The sequence below is a fragment of the Mesoterricola sp. JemC181 genome (assembly GCF_055384585.1).
Window position 1 is genome coordinate 4,713,152 of record NZ_AP045076.1, and the last position, 15,768, is coordinate 4,728,919.

Consider the following 15,768-nt stretch of genomic DNA (forward strand, 5'->3'; position numbering starts at 1 on the left):
AGGCTTCACCTTTCCCTTCACGGGCGGCCTAACCGCAGGAGCGCCCCCCCAGGGTGCCATGCCCGCGGAAGTCGGCCCCGGAACCTGCGATTGGGGGATTTCGCTTCTGAATGGGGATCCGTTTTTTGGAATGCCTGCCTCCACGATTCCGGGGGAAGTGACCATTCCGGTTTATTTCTGGTTCGATGCGGCTTACATGACCGGCCCCTTGGGGCATTCGGAACCGGGTCCGGGACGCCCCGGCACTCAGGTGGTCCAATGCCGGAAGGGTTGTCCGATTTCAGCAGGAATGCATTTCGGCTACCTGACCGAAAACCTGGACGGCGGAATGACAGCACTAGCCTTCCCTGGGGCCCCTTCCAGTCCTGGATTTACCGTTCTTGAGGACGGAAAACAGATCCCCGGGTCACAGTGGATGGACTTGGCCTCGAACTCAATCCTTGGCAGGGGAAACAGCTGCGACGATTGGCGCATTGTTCGGATTCGGAGTGGGGGCCGCTCCCGTTGGAGGAGCCGGTGCCGTAACGGTGGGAATCATTGCAGGGCTTGGGGGACTGGTTTCCTCTGCCGTTCCGGGCGGTATCGAGCTTAGGGAGAAATTCCATAGGAACGAAGAAAACTGGAAGGCTAATTTCCGTGCCATCCAGAACTATTCGGACACCAATTGCGCGGGCAATAAACCCGATATAAGATATTAAACCAACAACTACTCACTGCATAATAAGGATCCACCAATGGTATTAAATCAAACAAGGTTGATTGCATCGAGCATGGTTTTCATTGTTGCCGTCACCACACCAATTTTTATAAAAGCTATTGATATTGAAAGTTGTCTTAACAAACTTCCATTCGTCATTCAATTCCTATTATTGAATATTATGGCATTTGGATTGTTATCGATATTCATAGCATTAATAAAGGCTGTCGTGCGCATGGTGAAATCAAAAGCCGTCAGGCCTGGGGGAGATTTTCCCAAATAAGCCTCGATGGCACTCGCCTTATTCACCAACCGCCAACGAGAGCGGCATGAACAACCTCCGGCCCACGGGCGTCCAAGATCCACAGTATCCCCTCAGCCGGGTATCCAACGCTGTTGATAATTGGGTTAATGCAATTTTTGCTTTTCCTCGGCGATCCTCGGATTCCTCGGCGCCTCGGCGTTAAATTATTCCTAGGTTATGCCGATGCAAAGATTACTCGCGCCGAGCCAACCGGCAAAAAGCCTAACGCCGAGGCGCCGAGGGGACCGAGGATCGCCGAGGAAAAGCCCAAAAGCCTTTTGCAGACAGCACTTTCGGATGGACGGGGGTGGCTGAGGGGATACGGATGACCCCCATTCACCGGAAGTAGTCGACGCCCGCCCTGAAGATCTCCATGTCCTTGTCCCCCGGCACGTTGAACCACACGTGGGGCGTGTAGCGCTCGGGGTGCGCCATCTTCCCGAAGACCCGGCCGTCGGGGCTCGTGAGGCCTTCGATGGCCAGGGAGCTGCCGTTGGGGTTGAACTCCAGGTCCAGGGTGGGCTCGCCCCTTTCGTCCACGTACTGGGTGGCCACCTGGCCCCGGGCAAGGAGGTCCTCCAGCACGTCGGCGGGGCCCACGATCCGGCCCTCGCCGTGGGCGATGGCCACGGTGTGGACGGCGCCGGGCTGGAGCCGGGAGAGCCAGGGGCTGCCGTTGGCCACCACGCGGGTGCGGGCGAAGCGGCTGGCGTACCGCAGGCTGTTGAAGGTGAGGGTGGGGCTGCGGGGGTCGAGGTCGCGGATCTCGCCGAAGGGCACGAGGCCCAGCTTGATCAGGGCCTGGAAGCCGTTGCAGATGCCCAGCACGAGACCGTCGCGCTTGCTGAGCAGCTCGTGCACGGCGTCCTTCACCCGGGGGTTGCGGTAGGCGGCGGCGATGAACTTGCCGCTGCCCTCGGGCTCGTCGCCGGCGGAAAAGCCGCCGGGGATCATGAGGATCTGGGCCCGGGCGATGGCTTCGGCCATGGCGTCCAGGGATTCCTCCACGGCCCGGGCGTCCAGGTTGCGGAAGACCACGGTCTCGGCCACGGCCCCGGCCCTTTCGAAGACCTGCGCGGTGTCGTACTCGCAGTTGGTGCCGGGGAAGACGGTGAGGACCACCCGGGGACGGGCGAGGCCCAGGGCGGGCCCCCGGGGCGCATGGAGCACGCGGGGCTGGAAGGGCGGCAGCGCCGGGGCTGCGCCCTCCAGGCGGGTGGGGAAGATGGGCTCCAGCGGCGCCTCCCAGGCGGCCATGGCCCGGTCCAGCGGCAGGACCATGCCCTTCGTGCGGATCACGGGCTCGGCCCGGGTCGTGCCGAGGCGGGTCCAGGCGAGGCCGTCCAGCAGCTCCTCCAGGTCGCCGTCGAGCTCCAGCACGAGGGCGCCGGGGCGGGGGGCGAACCAGTGGGAGGGTTCGCGGCACTCCAGTTCGAGCCCCACGCCGTTGCCGAAGGCCATGATCGACAGGGCGGGGGCGAGGCCGTCCATGCCCACGGTGCGTGCGGCCAGCACCCTGCCCTCCCGCACGAGCCGGGCGGCGTGGGCGTAGGTCTTGTCGAGCACCTCCCAGTCGGGGAGGGCCTCCTCGGTCCGCAGGAGATCGATCAGCACCACGGCGTGGCCGGGGCCCTTGAACTCGGGGCTGGTGACCTGGTCGGCCCGCACCACGTCCACGGCGAAGGCCACCAGGGTCGGGGGCACGTCCAGGTCCTTGAAGGTGCCGCTCATGGAGTCCTTGCCGCCGATGGCGGGGGCGCCCAGGGCCAGCTCGGCGTGCAGGGCCCCCAGGAGGGCCGCGAAGGGCCGGCCCCAGCGCACGGGGTCGCCTGCGGGCTTGCCGAAGTATTCCTGCAGCGTGAAGCGCAGCTTGCGCGGGTCCGCGCCCACCACCGCCAGGCGCGCCGCGGCCTGCACGTGGGCCCACACCGCGCCGTGGAAGGGGCTCCAGCGGCTGAGGGCGGGGAAGTAGCCGTGGCTCATGGCGCTGGCCGACAGGGTCTCGCCGTCCTGCACGGGGAACTTGGCCACCATGGCCTCGCCCGGCGTGCGCCGGAGGCGCCCTCCGAAGGGGGCCAGCACGGTGCCTGCGCCGATGGTGCAGTCGAACTTCTCGCCCAGGCCGCGCTGGCTGCAGGTGTTCAGGTCCCCGAGGCCCTCCAGCCAGCGGCGCTCCAGGTCCTCCGGGGCCACGGGGGGCGCGGCGAAGGGCGTGGCCGCGGCGGGGGACTCGATGCGCACCGAGGTGAACTGGGCGGCGCCGTTGGTGTCCAGGAACTCGCGGGAGAGGTCGGCGATGGTGCGGCCGCGCCAGGTCATGCGCAGGCGCGGCTCCTCCGTCACCCGGGCCACCAGGGTGGCCTCCAGGTTCTCCAGGGAGGCCAGGCGGAGCACCTCCGGGGCGTCCTCCGCGGCCACGGCCACGGCCATGCGCTCCTGGCTCTCGGCGATGGCCAGTTCGGTGCCGTTGAGGCCTTCGTACTTCCGCGGGATCACGTCCAGGTCGATGACCAGGCCCGGGGCCAGCTCCCCGATGGCCACCCCCACGCCGCCGGCGCCGAAGTCGTTGCACTTCTTCACCAGCCGGCAGAAGGCGGGGGAGCGGAACAGGCGCTGGAGCTTGCGCTCCATGGGGGGATCCCCCTTCTGCACCTCGGCGCCGCAGGTATCGATGGAGTCCTCGGTGTGGCTCTTGGAGCTGCCGGTGGCGCCGCCGATGCCGTCGCGGCCGGTGCGGCCCCCCACCAGGATGATCACGTCGCCGGGCGCGGGCTCCTCGCGGCGCACCTGGGCCTGGGGCACGGCGCCCACCACCGCGCCGATCTCCATGCGCTTGGCGACGAAGCCCGGATCGTAGTACTCCGTCACCTGGCCCGTGCACAGGCCGATCTGGTTGCCGTAGGAGGCGAAGCCCTGGGCGGCCTCCTGGGTGATCTTGCGCTGGGGCAGCTTGCCGGGGAGGGTGGCGTCCATGGGGACCCGGGGGTCGCCCGAGCCCGTCACCCGCATGGACTGGTACACGTAGGAGCGCCCGCTGAGCGGGTCGCGGATGGCCCCGCCCAGGCACGTGGCGGCTCCGCCGAAGGGCTCGATCTCGGTAGGGTGGTTGTGGGTCTCGTTCTTGAACATGAGCAGCCAGGGCTCATGGCCGCCGGGAGCCGCCGTGTTGTCCACGTCCACCACCACCGAGCACGCGTTGATCTCGCTGGTGAGCTCCTGGTCGTCGAGCTTGCCGGCCCTGCGCAGGGCCCGGGCGGGGAGCAGCGCGATGTCCATGAGGCACTCGGGGCGGTCCGCCAGCTCCTCCCCGAAGACCTCGGCCCGCAGGTCGCGGTAGGCCCCGTAGGCGCGCCGGATGGGCCGGGCCATGGGGCCGTCCTCCACGGCCACGTCCGTGACCCGGGTGAGGAAGGTGGTGTGCCGGCAGTGGTCGGACCAGTAGGTGTCCAGCAGGCGCAGCTCGGTCTCGGTGGGGTTGCGGCCCTCGCCCCGGAAGTAGGTGCGGGTGTGCTCCAGGTCCGCCAGGGTCATCGCCAGGCCCATGCGGGCATGCAGTTCCTCGAGGAAGGCCCGGCCGCCCTCGTTGAAGCCGTCCAGCACGGCCACGGCGGCGGGCTCGGGCAGGACCGGGGTGAGCGTCGCGGGCTTGTGCCAGGAGGCCTCCCGGCTGTCCACGGGGTTGATGAGGAAACCCCGGATGCGGTCCAGGTCCCCGGGCGCCAGCGCGCCCCGGAAGACGAAGACGTGGGCCCCGGCCACCGCGGGCCGCGCGCCGTGGGACAGGAGCTGGAGGCACTGGGCGGCGCTGTCGGCCCTCTGGTCGTACTGCCCGGGCAGGTACTCCACGGCCAGGGCCGTCTCCTCCGGGCCCACGGGCAGTTCCTCGTCGAACACCGCGTCCACCGGGGGTTCGGCGAAGACGGTCCAGCGCGCCGCCTCGAGGTGGGCCGCGGAGAGGCCCTCCACGTCGTAGCGCGCCGCGAGGCGCACGCCCTCCAGGCCCGTGATGCCCAGCTGCTCGCGCAGGTCGTGGCGAAGCTTCTCCGCCTCCACGGCGAACTCGGGCTTCTTCTCCACGAACAGGCGGCGGATGTCGGGCATGGGGGCTTCCCTGTCAAAACAGAACGGCCGCCCGAATGCGGCCCCGTGTCCCCTAGAATATAGCAAGAACGCGGTATTAATGGTTCAATGCAAAGCCCGTGGCCGAGGCCCCGCACGCCATGATGTCCGCGGGCGTGCCGGCCGCCACGAGGTCCCCGCCCTGGGGCCCGCCCCCGGGGCCCAGGTCCACGACCCAGTCCGCGGCGCGCACCAGGTCCAGGTCGTGCTCCACGGCCACCACCAGGTTGCCGCCTCCGGCCAGCCGGCGCAGCGCCGCCACCAGGCGCTCCACGTCGCCGGCCCCCAGGCCCCGCGCGGGCTCGTCCAGGAGCACGGCGGCGCCTTCCGGAGGCGCGGCGAGGATGGAGGCCAGGCGCAGGCGCTGCCATTCCCCGCCGGAGAGTCCCGGGCCGGGCTGCCCCAGGCGCAGGTAGCCCAGGCCGACCCGGGCCAGGGCGTCCAGGGGCCCCGCCAGGACCGGGTCGGACCCGAAAAGGGCCAGGGCCTCCTCCACGGTCGAGGCGAAGACCCCGGCGATGGACCGGCCCTCCAGGAGACACTCCAGGACCTCAGGCCGGAAGCCCGCGCCCCCGCAGGTCTCGCACCCCACGGTCACGTCCGGCAGGAGGTCCATGGCAACGGTGAGCACCCCCCTGCCCTCGCAGGCTTCGCAGCGCCCTCCCGCCGAGGCCGTGGAGAAGTGCCTGGCCGCGAGCTTCAGGGCCCGTGCCCGGGGGGTGGCGGCGAAGCGCCGGCGCAGGGGCTCCGCCAGGCCCGCAGCGGTGGCCACGGTGGTGGACCAGCCCGGGCCGGAGCCCCCCTGGTCCAGGACCTCCACGCGCCGGAGGGGGATGTGGACCCGCAGCTCCCCGCAGCCCACCGGGCCCCGCCCGGCCAGGAGGGAGCGCAGCGAGGCCGCCAGGACGCCCCGCACCAGGCTGGACTTGCCGCTGCCCGAGACGCCCGTGACGGCCACCAGGGCCCCCGCCGGCAGGTCCACGTCGAGGCCGCGCAGGTTGTGGAGGTTGGCGCCGCGGATGGACACGCCGGGGGAAAGCGAGCGCGCCGGGGCGAACGCGGCCGGGGTCCGCCGCGCCAGGATCCGGCCGGTGTGCGAGGAGGCAGGGAAGGAGCCCGGGGCGCCGTGGCCCGTCACCCGGCCGCCTTCGGGTCCCGCCCCGGGGCCCAGCTCCAGGATGTGGTCGGCCCGGGCCACCAGGGCCGGGTCGTGCTCGACCACCACGACGGCGTTGCCGGCGTCGGCCAGGCCGCGCAGGACCCCCGCCAGGCGCGCGGTGTCCCGGGGGTGGAGGCCGAGGGTCGGCTCGTCCAGCACGTAGGTGACGCCCGAGAGGCCCGAGCCCAGGGACGCGGCCAGCCTCACCCGCTGGGCCTCGCCGCCGGAGAGGCTCGCCATCTCCCGCCCGGGCGCGAGGTGCCCCAGGCCCGCCTCCTCCAGGGCCGCCAGGCGGGGCAGGATGTCCTCCCGCAGGGCCGCGGCGGGACCGGACAGGTCCAGGGACCGGAACCAGGCCCGGGCCGCGGCCGCGGGCATGCCCGCGAGTTCGGGCAGGCGCAGCCCCGCGAAGGCGGCCCCCCGGGACCGCGGGTTCAGGCGCTCCCCGCGGCAGTCCGGGCAGGGGGTCTCGGCCAGGAGCTCCGCCAGGCCCTCGCCCTTCTCCAGGTGCACCCGCTCGTACTCGGTGTCCACCAGGGCGGCGAAGCCCTCCCAGGGGGTGGCGAGCCGGTGCACCCCCTCGCGCCGACCCCGGCGGTAGGCCCACTCCACGTCCAGGATCCCCTCGCAGCCGCGCATGGCCACGGTCCGGGCGCGGGCGTCCAGCCCGCGCCAGGGGAGGGTGAAGTCCAGCCCCAGCTTCCGGCCCGCGGCCAGGAGGGTGGCGACGTACCTGCCGTCGGGCTCTCCCAGGTAGGCGCCGAAGCGGGTGCCGTCCATGGCGCCGGCGCCGAGGGGCAGGTCCGGGGCGGTCACGAGCCGCTCCGGGTCGCAGGCCTGGAGGAAGCCCAGGCCCTTGCACCGGGGGCAGGCCCCGGCTTCGGCGTTGGGCGAGAAGGCCGAGGCGGGAAGCGGCTCCGACCCGGCCCTGGACCAGAGCATGCGGTAGAGTTCGTCCAGCTCCGTGACGGTGCCCACCCGGGAGCGGGGGTTGCGCCGGCCCGAAGCCTGGGGCACGGCCACGGCGGCCTGGAGGTTGCGGGCCGAGACGAACTCGGCCCCGCCCTTGCGGGGCAGGAGCCGGCGCGCCCAGGGCGCCACCAGGTCGTTGAACCGGTTGAGGCTCTCGGCCAGCAGGGTGTCGAAGGCCAGGGAGCTCTTGCCCGAACCCGAGGGTCCGGTGACCACCGTGAGACCTCTCGCCGGGAAGGCGGCATCCACCTCCCGCAGGTTGTGGGTGGTGACGCCCCGGAGCTCCATGGGCGGGGCGGCGGCCGGGGCGGGCGGGGACGCCGCGGGGAGGGGGAAGCCCCGCAGCCCCGCCCCCGTGAGGGAGCCAGCGCAGGCGGCCACCGCGGCGGGGGGTCCGGCCACGACGATGCGGCCGCCTCCGGGACCGCTGCCGGGCCCCAGGTCGATGACGTGGTCGGCGCGCAGGATCACGTCGGGATCGTTGTCCACCACCAGGAGGGTGTGGCCGGCTTGGGCGAGGCGGTCCCAGGCCCGCAGCAGCACCTTTGTGTCGGCGGCGTGGAGCCCCGTGGTGGGCTCGTCCAGGGCGATGAAGGCGGTCCCCTTCCCCGCCCGGGCCAGCTCCGTGGCCAGCTTGACCCGCTGGGCCTCGCCGCCCGAGAGGGTAGTGGCGGGCTGGCCCAGGGGCAGGTACCCCAGGCCGCAGTCCAGGAGGGCCGTGAGGATGCGGGCCAGTTTCGGCTGGTCCCCGAACACCTCGGCGGCTTCCCGGACGCTGCACTCAAGCACGTCGGCGATGCTCCGGCCCCGGAAGGGAACGGCCAGGACCTCCGGGTGGAACCGCCGCCCGGCGCAGGCGCCGCAGGGCACGGACACCGTTCCCAGGTGCTTCATGCCCACCTCCAGCACCCCGGCCCCTTCGCAGGTCTCGCAGCGCCCTCCGGGCGTGTTGAAGGTGAAGTGGCCCTTGCCCAGGCCCGCGGCCCGGGCCTCCGGGGTGGCGGCGAAGAGGGCCCGGATCAGGTCGAAGGCGCCGGTGTAGGTGGCGGCGTTGGATCTCGGGGTCCGGCCGATGGGGGACGCGTCCACCAGGAGCGCCGGGCGGCGTCCGGCGACGTCCTCCAGGAGGGAGGTCTTGCCGGCCCCGGAGACGCCGGTGACCACGTTGAGGCCGCCCTCCACCAGCTCGATGGCGAGGTCCTGCAGGTTGTTGCGGCACAGGCCCTCGATGCGCGTTCGGGGCCCCTCCCGGGGGGTCCGGGGCGGAGGGCGGAAGCCGCCCCGCAGCCAGATGCGGGTGGGGGCGTCGCCCGGTTCCAGAAGGCCCGCCGGGGGGCCGCTGTAGAGCAGGCCTCCGCCCTCCCGGCCCGGACCGGGGCCCAGGTCGACGATCCAGTCGGCACCCAGGGCGATGACGGGATCGTGCTCGACCACCACCACGGTCTGGCCCTGGTCCCGCAGCCGGCGCAGCACGCCCAGCAGGCGCGCCGCGTCGCCCGGGTGGAGGCCGGCGGAAGGCTCGTCCAGCACCAGCAGGAGGCCCCGCAGTTCCCCCAGGGCCAGGGTGAGCAGGCGCAGGCGCTGGGCCTCCCCCAGGGAGAGGGTGGGCGCGGGGCGGTCGAAGGCCAGGTACCCGAGGCCCAGTTCGGTCATCAGGGCGGTGCGGGCCAGGAGGTCCTCCCGGATGGGCGCAAGGACGCCGGCCCCGGGACCGGAGGGCTCCAGTCCCGCCAGGAATCCGTGGAGTTCCGAGGCCGTCCTGCGGGCCAGGTCGGTGATGGCCAGGCCCCGCCACCGGACCGCCAGGGCCTCCGGACGCAGCCGCGCCCCCAGGCACGATGAGCAGGGGGTGGTGCGCACGTAGCGCAGGATGGAGTCGTTGCGCTTGCCCCGGAGGATCTCCTCCATGACCGGCGCGAGGCCCCGGTAGAAGCCGTCCTGGCGGGGGCGGGCGGTGATGCCGGTCCACTTGAGGCGGGATTCCAGGGGGTGCTTGCCGTAGGGGACCCGCAGGCGCTCCGAGCCGAACAGGACCACGTGCCGGGCCTCGTCCCCCAGGTCCCGCCAGGGGACGTCGACGGAGCCTCCGTGGGCCCGCAGCACCTGGTCCAGCACGTCCAGGGTCACCTGGGAGTACATGAGGTAGCCGTTGGGCGTGCTCACGTGGAGGGCCCCCTGGCGCAGGCTGCGGGCGGGGTCGGCCACCAGGAGGTCCAGGTCCAGCCGGTCCTCCACCCCCAGGCCGGCGCAGGCGGGGCAGGCGCCCTCCGGGCCGTTGAACGAGAAGAGCCCCCGCGTGGGAGGGACCGGCCCCTTCCCGAGCCGCGCGAAGAGGAGGCGCAGCAGGTCCCACACCTCGGTGAGGGTGCCCACGGTGGAGCGGGGATTGGCCAGGGCCGCGCGCTGGCCCACGGCCACGGCAGGCCCCAGCCCGGTGATGGAGGCCACCGCCGGCCGCGCCAGGCCCCCGGTGAACTGCCGGGAGAAGGAGGGGAGGGTCTCCAGGAACCGCCGCTGGCCCTCCCGGAAGAGGGTGTCGAAGGCGAGGGACGACTTCCCGGAACCCGAAACCCCGGTCACGACGGTGATGCGGCCCCTGGGGATCGCCACGTCCACGCCGCGCAGGTTGTGCTCCCGCGCGTCCCTGACGACGATCCAGCCATGGTCCTCCATTGGAGGATTCTAGCGCGGCCTGCCGTCGGGGAGGTCCAGGGGCTTGCCGTCGATGCGCTTGAGGCGGGACATGAGGACGGTCCCGGTGCGGGTGTTGAAGATGACCTTGCGCCCCACGTCCCCGCCCACGTCCGAGGCCACGATGGGGATGCCGGCTTCCTGGAGCAGCTCCCTGGCGACGGCGATGTTCCGCTCGCCCACGGTGACCGCGCCCTGGCTGTTGCCGATGACGTTGCCCCCGCCGAAGACCTTGGCCACCAGCCGCTCCCGGGTGCAGCCCCGGTCGAGCATGGCCCGGATCAGCTTGTCGATGGCGATGTTGCCGTACTTGGGCGTGGGCAGGCCGTCCCCGTTCCACAGGGCCAGCATGTAGTGGTTGATCCCCCCCATCTGCATCGTCGCGTCCCAGAGGCACACCGCCACGCAGGACCCCAGCACCGTCGACACCTCGAACTCCTGCCGGTGCGCGAACACCATGCAGGGGTAGAGGTAGTGGCTGGGGACCTTCTCCAAGACCTGGTCCATGGTCAGAACGCTTGCGGCTCGTCGAAGATCAGGATGTTGTCGTCCTGGGCACGGGCTTCCGGGTCCGCCAGGGACAGGGCCCTGGGCAGGACGACGCGGAAGAGGCTGCCCCGGCCGGGTTCGCTGTCGACGTGGAACCGTCCGTCCAGGATGTCCACCAGGGCCCGCACCACGACCAGGCCCAGGCCCTGGCCCCGGGCCACCTTGAAGGATCCCCCCTTGTTCCGGAAGGGCTCGAAGATCGCCTTCAGGCCCTCCCCGGACATGCCCGGACCGCCGTCCTGGACTTCCAGGACCAGGCCGGCCTCCGTCACCTCGGCGCGCACCTCGAGGGCGCCCCCCCCGTGCTGCACGGCGTTGGAGACGAGGTTGGCGAGGATGTGGTGGAGCATGTCCGCGTCGGTGTGCCAGTCCGCCTCCAGGCCCTGGAGGCTGATGGCCACGCCGAGCCCCCTTTCCCGGGCCTTGGGCTCGAAGGAGGCCGCCACGTCCCGCACCACGGAGCCCACGTCCACCCTCGAGATGAAGGGGCTGGCCTCGCCGGCCTCCACTTCCGCGGCGGCGAAGACGTTGCGGATCTGGCAGTCCAGGTGGAACGCCTCGTCCTTGACCAGGAGCGCCAGCTCCCGGGCCTTGCCGGGGGGCAGGGCCGGGTCGGCGATGCTGTCGGAAAGGGCCATGATGCTGCCGAGGGGGTTGTTGATCTCGTTGCGCATGAGGGCCAGGAAGCGGGTCTTGACCTCCTCGGAGTGCTGGAGCTTCTCGTTGAGGGCCAGGAGGTTCCGGTTCATGGCGCTGGCGTCGTGGAGGGCCTTGCCCAGGCTGTCGCGGCTCTCCTTGAGCTCCTGCGTCCTCCGGCGGATGGCGAGATGGGTCTTCACCCGGACTTCCAGCTCCTCGTACTGGACGGGCTTGGCCAGGCAGTCCACGGCTCCGGCGTGGAACGCCCGCACCCGCTGGGTGGTGCCCAGGAGGCCGCTCATGACGATCACGGTGGGAGGCCCGTCCCCGGACTGGGCCAGGAGTTCCCGGCAGACGTCGAAGCCGTTCATGCCGGGCATGGACAGGTCCAGGAGGACCAGGCCGGGTCTTTCCCGGAGGGCCACCTCCAGGCCCAGGGCGCCGTCGGGGGCGTCCAGCACCCGAAGGCCGATGCCTCCCAGGAAGGCCCGCAGGGCGACCCGCAGGCCCGCGTCGTCGTCGATGACCAGGATGGTATCCGTGGGCTCCATGGCTTGCTCCGGGCTTCAGCGGGCGATCAGTTCGGGAATCATGGACAGGGGGACGACCTTGTCGGCGGCGCCCAGCTTGATGGCCTCCTTGGGCATGCCGAAGACCACGCAGCTCTCCTCGTCCTGGGCCAGGGTGTGGGCCCCGGCCTGCTTCATCTCCAGGAGGCCCCGGGCGCCGTCGTCGCCCATGCCGGTCATGATGACCCCCAGGGCGTTCCTCCCCGCGTACTTGGCAACGGACCGGAAGAGCACGTCCACGGAGGGGCAGTGCCGGTTCACGGGGGGCGCGCTGACCACCTCGGCCACGTACTGGGCGCCGCTCCGGCGCACCACGAGGTGCTTGCCGCCGGGGGCGATGAGGGCCCGCCCGGCCAGGACGCGGTCGCCGGTCTTCGCCTCCCGCACCTCGATCTCGCAGATGCTGTTGAGCCGGGCCGCGAAGGCGGCCGTGAACTTCTCGGGCATGTGCTGGACCACCACGATGCCCGGGCAGGTGCGGGGCAGGGAGGCCAGGACGAACTCCAGCGCCTGGGTCCCCCCGGTGGAGGTCCCGATGGCGGTGAACCGGTCGGTGGTGACCACCATGGCCTCGCCTCCCGGCGGAAGCACGATGTCCGCGTTGGCCTTGGGCGGGACGGGCTTGAGCACCCGGCTGACCCGGGCGCCGGCGGCGGCCCGCACCGCCATGACCAGATCGCCGGAGCTGTCCTCCAGGAAGTTCTTAACGCCGAGCGTGGGCTTGGTGAAGATCGTGAAGGCGCCGGCGGCCAGGGCCTGCATGGTGGTCTCGGCGCCCTTGGCCGTCAGGGACGAGCAGATGATGACGGGCGTGGGGCGCTCGGCCATGATCTTGCGCAGGAAGGTGATGCCGTCCATGCGCGGCATCTCCACGTCCAGCAGGATGACGTCCGGCCACTCCTTCTTCATCTTCTCCATGGCGAACAGCGGGTCCATGGCCTGGCCGATGACCTTGATCCCGCGGTCCTTCCCGAGGATCTCCGAGAGGGCCTGCCGCACCACCGCGGAATCGTCGATGATCAGGACTTTGATGGGTTCAGGGGACACGATACACCGTCGGGCGAAGGGGGGTGAGGTTGTGATCGAGCCCGGTCAGGCTCTCGGAGTGGCCGACGATGAGCAGGCCCCCCGGCTTGACCTGCGCGGCCACGGCGTCCACCACGAGCTTCTTCTGGGGCGGCTCGAAGTAGATGAGGACGTTGCGCAGGAAGGCGACGTCGAAGGGGCCCAGCCTTGGCAGGGGCTGGATGAGGTTGGCCTGGGTGAAGGTCACCCGCTGTCTTAGATTCCGGTTGACGAGAAACATTCCCTCCTGTTTTCCGGTGCCCTTGAGGCAGCTGGCGTGGAGCAGGTCCTTGGGGATGCCGGCGCTGCGCTCGATGGGGTAGAGGCCGGTGCGGGCCCGCTCCAGGACGCGCGTGCTGATGTCGGTGCCCAGCACCTGCCAGTCGGCGGTGCCCAGGAGGTCGGACAGCACCATGGCGATGGTGTAGGCCTCCTCCCCGCTCGAGCTCGCCGCGCTCCAGACCTTGAACGGGAAGGGCACGGGGCGCAGGGCGCGGATGTGGTCGGCCAGGATGCGGAAGTGCTCGGGCTCGCGGAAGAAGCTGGTCTCGTTGGTGGTCATCAGGTCGATGGCCGTCTGGAGCTCGGCCTTCTCGGAGGGGTCCTGGAGGATCTTGAAGTAGTCCCCGAAGGAGGCCAGGCCGCGGTGCCGGAGGCGGCTGCCGAGGCGGCCCACCACGAGGGCCTTCTTCTGGTCCGAAAGGTTGATGCCGGTAAGCTGCTTGACCAGGGTCCGGATGCGGCCGAACTCCTGGTCCGAGATCGCTGGAGAACCCGCAGCCAGCGGAAGCCCGGAAGGAGGAGGGCGCAGGGTCACGAGGCTTCCGTCCTGGAACCGCCCGAGGCCAGGGCCGCCATCTCGTCGATGGAGAGGACGTGGTTGACGTCCAGCAGGATGACGAACTTCCCGCCCACCTTGCCCACCCCGGCCAGGAAGTCGCTTCTCAGGGTGCTGCCGAAGGACGGGGCCGGCTCGATGTCGGAGGCGCCGATCTCCAGGACCTCGCTCACGTGGTCCACGATGACCCCCAGCTCCACGATGTCCCCCTCCTGCTCCACCTCGAGGATCACCACGCAGGTGCGCCGCGCCACTTCCGTGGCGGGCCGGCCGAACCGGACCGAGAGGTCGATCACCGGCACCACCGCCCCGCGCAGGTTGATCACGCCCCGGATGAAGTCCGGCATGAGGGGCACCTCGGTGAGGGCCCCGTACTGGATCACCTCCTTGATGGACCGGATGTCCATGGCGAAGTTCTCGCCGCCCAGCACGAAGGCCAGGAACTGGTCCTTCTTCTCCACCTGGGCCCGCTCGACGCCGCCCCGGGTGCGTTTGTTGACCTGCATCGCTTCGGCCATGGCCGTCTCCTTCAAGTCAGAACCTCGAGAATTCCTGTTCGTCCACGGCCGGGGCCAGGGCCCGGGGTTTCCGGCCCTGGACGGGGGGCCGCCCCGGAGCCTTGGCCCGGGCCTGGGGGCGGGCCCCCGCCAGACGGAAGAAGCCCATGGTGCTCTGCATCTCCTGCGCCTGGGCGTTCACCTCCTCGGAGGTGGAGGCCAGTTCCTCGGAGGCCGCGGCGTTCTGGGCCACGGACTGGCTGATCTGTCCGATGGCATCGTTGATCTGGCCCACGCCGGAGTTCTGCTCCGCGGAGGCCGCGGCGATCTCCATGACCAGGTCCGACGTCTTCTGGATGGAGGGCACGATGGTGTCCAGGAGCTTGCCGGCGCGTTCCGCCAGCTCCACGCTGCCCGAGGCGAGGCCGCTGATCTCCTCGGCCGCGATCTGGCTCCGCTCGGCCAGCTTCCGGACCTCCGCCGCCACCACCGCGAAGCCCTTCCCGTGCTCCCCGGCCCGGCCCGCCTCGATGGCCGCGTTCAGGGCCAGGAGGTTCGTCTGGTAGGCGATGTCGTCGATGATGGCGATCTTCTGGGCGATCTGCTTCATGGCGCCCACGGTCTCCTTCACCGCCTGGCCCCCCTCCCGGGTGTCCTGGGCCGTGTGGGTCGCCAGGTCCCCGGTCACCTTGGCATTCTCGTTGTTCTGGGCGATGGACGCGCTCATCTCCTCCATGGAGGCGCTGGTCTCCTCCACGCTCGCTGCCTGTTCGCTGGCGCCCTGGCTCAGGGACTGGGCCGTGGCGCTGAGCTGCTCCGAGGCGCCCACCAGCATGTCCGAGGACTCCTGCACCTGGCCGACGACGTCCGACAGCTTTTCCACCATGACCTTGATGGAGGCCATCATGCTCTCCGTATCGCCCCGTTCCGTCACGACCTCCAGGGCCAGGTTGCCCTCGGCCACCTGGCGCACGATGGACGCGGCGTAGGCGGGTTCGCCCCCGACCTGGCGCTTGATCAGCCGCGTCACGAGGAGACCCAGGCCCACGGCCAGGAGCATGCCCACGCCCATGGCCACCGTCATCTGGACCGAGGCGGAATGGGCGGTCTGGGCGTTGGCGGCGGCGATGCCCTCGGCCTCCTCGACGTTCTCCTTGATCATCTTCTCGATGACGCCGTTGAGCTCGCTGGTGATCTTGCCGACGTTGGGGCTGTAGGAGACGGCCACCGAATCGGCGATCTTGTTCTCGTTCCGGAACCGGATCATGGGCTGGGCCACTTCCCGGTCGTAGGTGACGGTCAGTTCCCTGAGCCGGGCCAGGTTGGCCTTCTCGTCCGCCGAACTGGCCTGCTTGGCGTAGGCGGTCATGGCCTCCTGCATGAGCTTCCAGTTCTTCTCGTAGGCGGCCAGGACCTGCGCCAGCTTCTCCTTGTCGGGGGCCGCGATGGTCTTGCTCAGGGAGTTGCGCACCAGCTGGAAGTTCCCGTTGATGGCGTCCAGGTTCTTCATGGGCGCGGTGGCGTTCTCGAACATGAACCGGTCGCTGTCGGCCAGCTTGCCCAGGTTGCTGATGCCGATCGCTCCCACGCCGCCGGCGATGAGGGCGACCAGAACGAAAGAAAAGATGAGTTGCGTCGCGAGGCGGAGTTGCTTGAACCAGTTCATGGG

General features: G+C 70.6%; 8 protein-coding genes. All 8 read right to left on the minus strand.

The features are described 5' to 3' along the window. Positions 1-1,337: 1,337 nt before the first annotated feature. The gene (locus ACZ5MC_RS20550) at positions 1,338-5,102 is read right to left on the minus strand and encodes a phosphoribosylformylglycinamidine synthase (protein ID WP_464516668.1); all 3,765 of its coding nucleotides are present in this window, start codon (positions 5,100-5,102) and stop codon (positions 1,338-1,340) included. A gap of 76 nt (positions 5,103-5,178) precedes the next feature. Beyond that, a complete protein-coding gene (locus tag ACZ5MC_RS20555; protein WP_464516669.1) occupies positions 5,179-9,924 on the minus strand; it encodes an excinuclease ABC subunit UvrA in 4,746 nt (1,581 codons plus the stop codon). Between the two features lie 9 nt (positions 9,925-9,933). Next, positions 9,934-10,449 carry a chemotaxis protein CheD gene (locus tag ACZ5MC_RS20560; RefSeq protein ID WP_306597769.1) on the minus strand — a complete coding sequence of 172 codons (516 nt, stop codon included), beginning with the start codon at positions 10,447-10,449 and terminating at the stop codon, positions 9,934-9,936. Between the two features lie 2 nt (positions 10,450-10,451). Further along, positions 10,452-11,681 (minus strand): hybrid sensor histidine kinase/response regulator, encoded by a 1,230-nt coding sequence (locus tag ACZ5MC_RS20565; RefSeq protein ID WP_306597770.1) that lies wholly within the window; start codon positions 11,679-11,681, stop codon positions 10,452-10,454. Between the two features lie 15 nt (positions 11,682-11,696). Further along, positions 11,697-12,746: a protein-glutamate methylesterase/protein-glutamine glutaminase gene (locus ACZ5MC_RS20570; protein WP_306597771.1), complete on the minus strand. Its 1,050-nt coding sequence runs from the start codon at positions 12,744-12,746 to the stop codon at positions 11,697-11,699. Further along, positions 12,736-13,581 (minus strand): CheR family methyltransferase, encoded by an 846-nt coding sequence (locus tag ACZ5MC_RS20575; RefSeq protein ID WP_306597772.1) that lies wholly within the window; start codon positions 13,579-13,581, stop codon positions 12,736-12,738. The genes ACZ5MC_RS20570 and ACZ5MC_RS20575 overlap by 11 nt, the downstream gene beginning before the upstream one ends. After that, positions 13,578-14,120, minus strand: a complete 543-nt coding sequence (locus tag ACZ5MC_RS20580) for a chemotaxis protein CheW (RefSeq protein WP_306597773.1) — start codon at positions 14,118-14,120, stop codon at positions 13,578-13,580. The genes ACZ5MC_RS20575 and ACZ5MC_RS20580 overlap by 4 nt, the downstream gene beginning before the upstream one ends. A gap of 16 nt (positions 14,121-14,136) precedes the next feature. Continuing rightward, positions 14,137-15,765 carry a methyl-accepting chemotaxis protein gene (locus ACZ5MC_RS20585; protein WP_464516670.1) on the minus strand — a complete coding sequence of 543 codons (1,629 nt, stop codon included), beginning with the start codon at positions 15,763-15,765 and terminating at the stop codon, positions 14,137-14,139. Positions 15,766-15,768 lie beyond the last annotated feature (3 nt).

Excerpts from the sequence above, each read along its gene's own strand:
- ACZ5MC_RS20550 (WP_464516668.1), bottom strand. The coding sequence starts at position 5,102 with ATGCCCGACATCCGCCGCCTGTTCGTGGAGAAGAAGCCCGAGTTCGCC.
- ACZ5MC_RS20555 (WP_464516669.1), bottom strand. The coding sequence starts at position 9,924 with ATGGAGGACCATGGCTGGATCGTCGTCAGGGACGCGCGGGAGCACAAC.
- ACZ5MC_RS20560 (WP_306597769.1), bottom strand. The coding sequence starts at position 10,449 with ATGGACCAGGTCTTGGAGAAGGTCCCCAGCCACTACCTCTACCCCTGC.
- ACZ5MC_RS20565 (WP_306597770.1), bottom strand. The coding sequence starts at position 11,681 with ATGGAGCCCACGGATACCATCCTGGTCATCGACGACGACGCGGGCCTG.
- ACZ5MC_RS20580 (WP_306597773.1), bottom strand. The coding sequence starts at position 14,120 with ATGGCCGAAGCGATGCAGGTCAACAAACGCACCCGGGGCGGCGTCGAG.
- ACZ5MC_RS20585 (WP_464516670.1), bottom strand. The coding sequence starts at position 15,765 with ATGAACTGGTTCAAGCAACTCCGCCTCGCGACGCAACTCATCTTTTCT.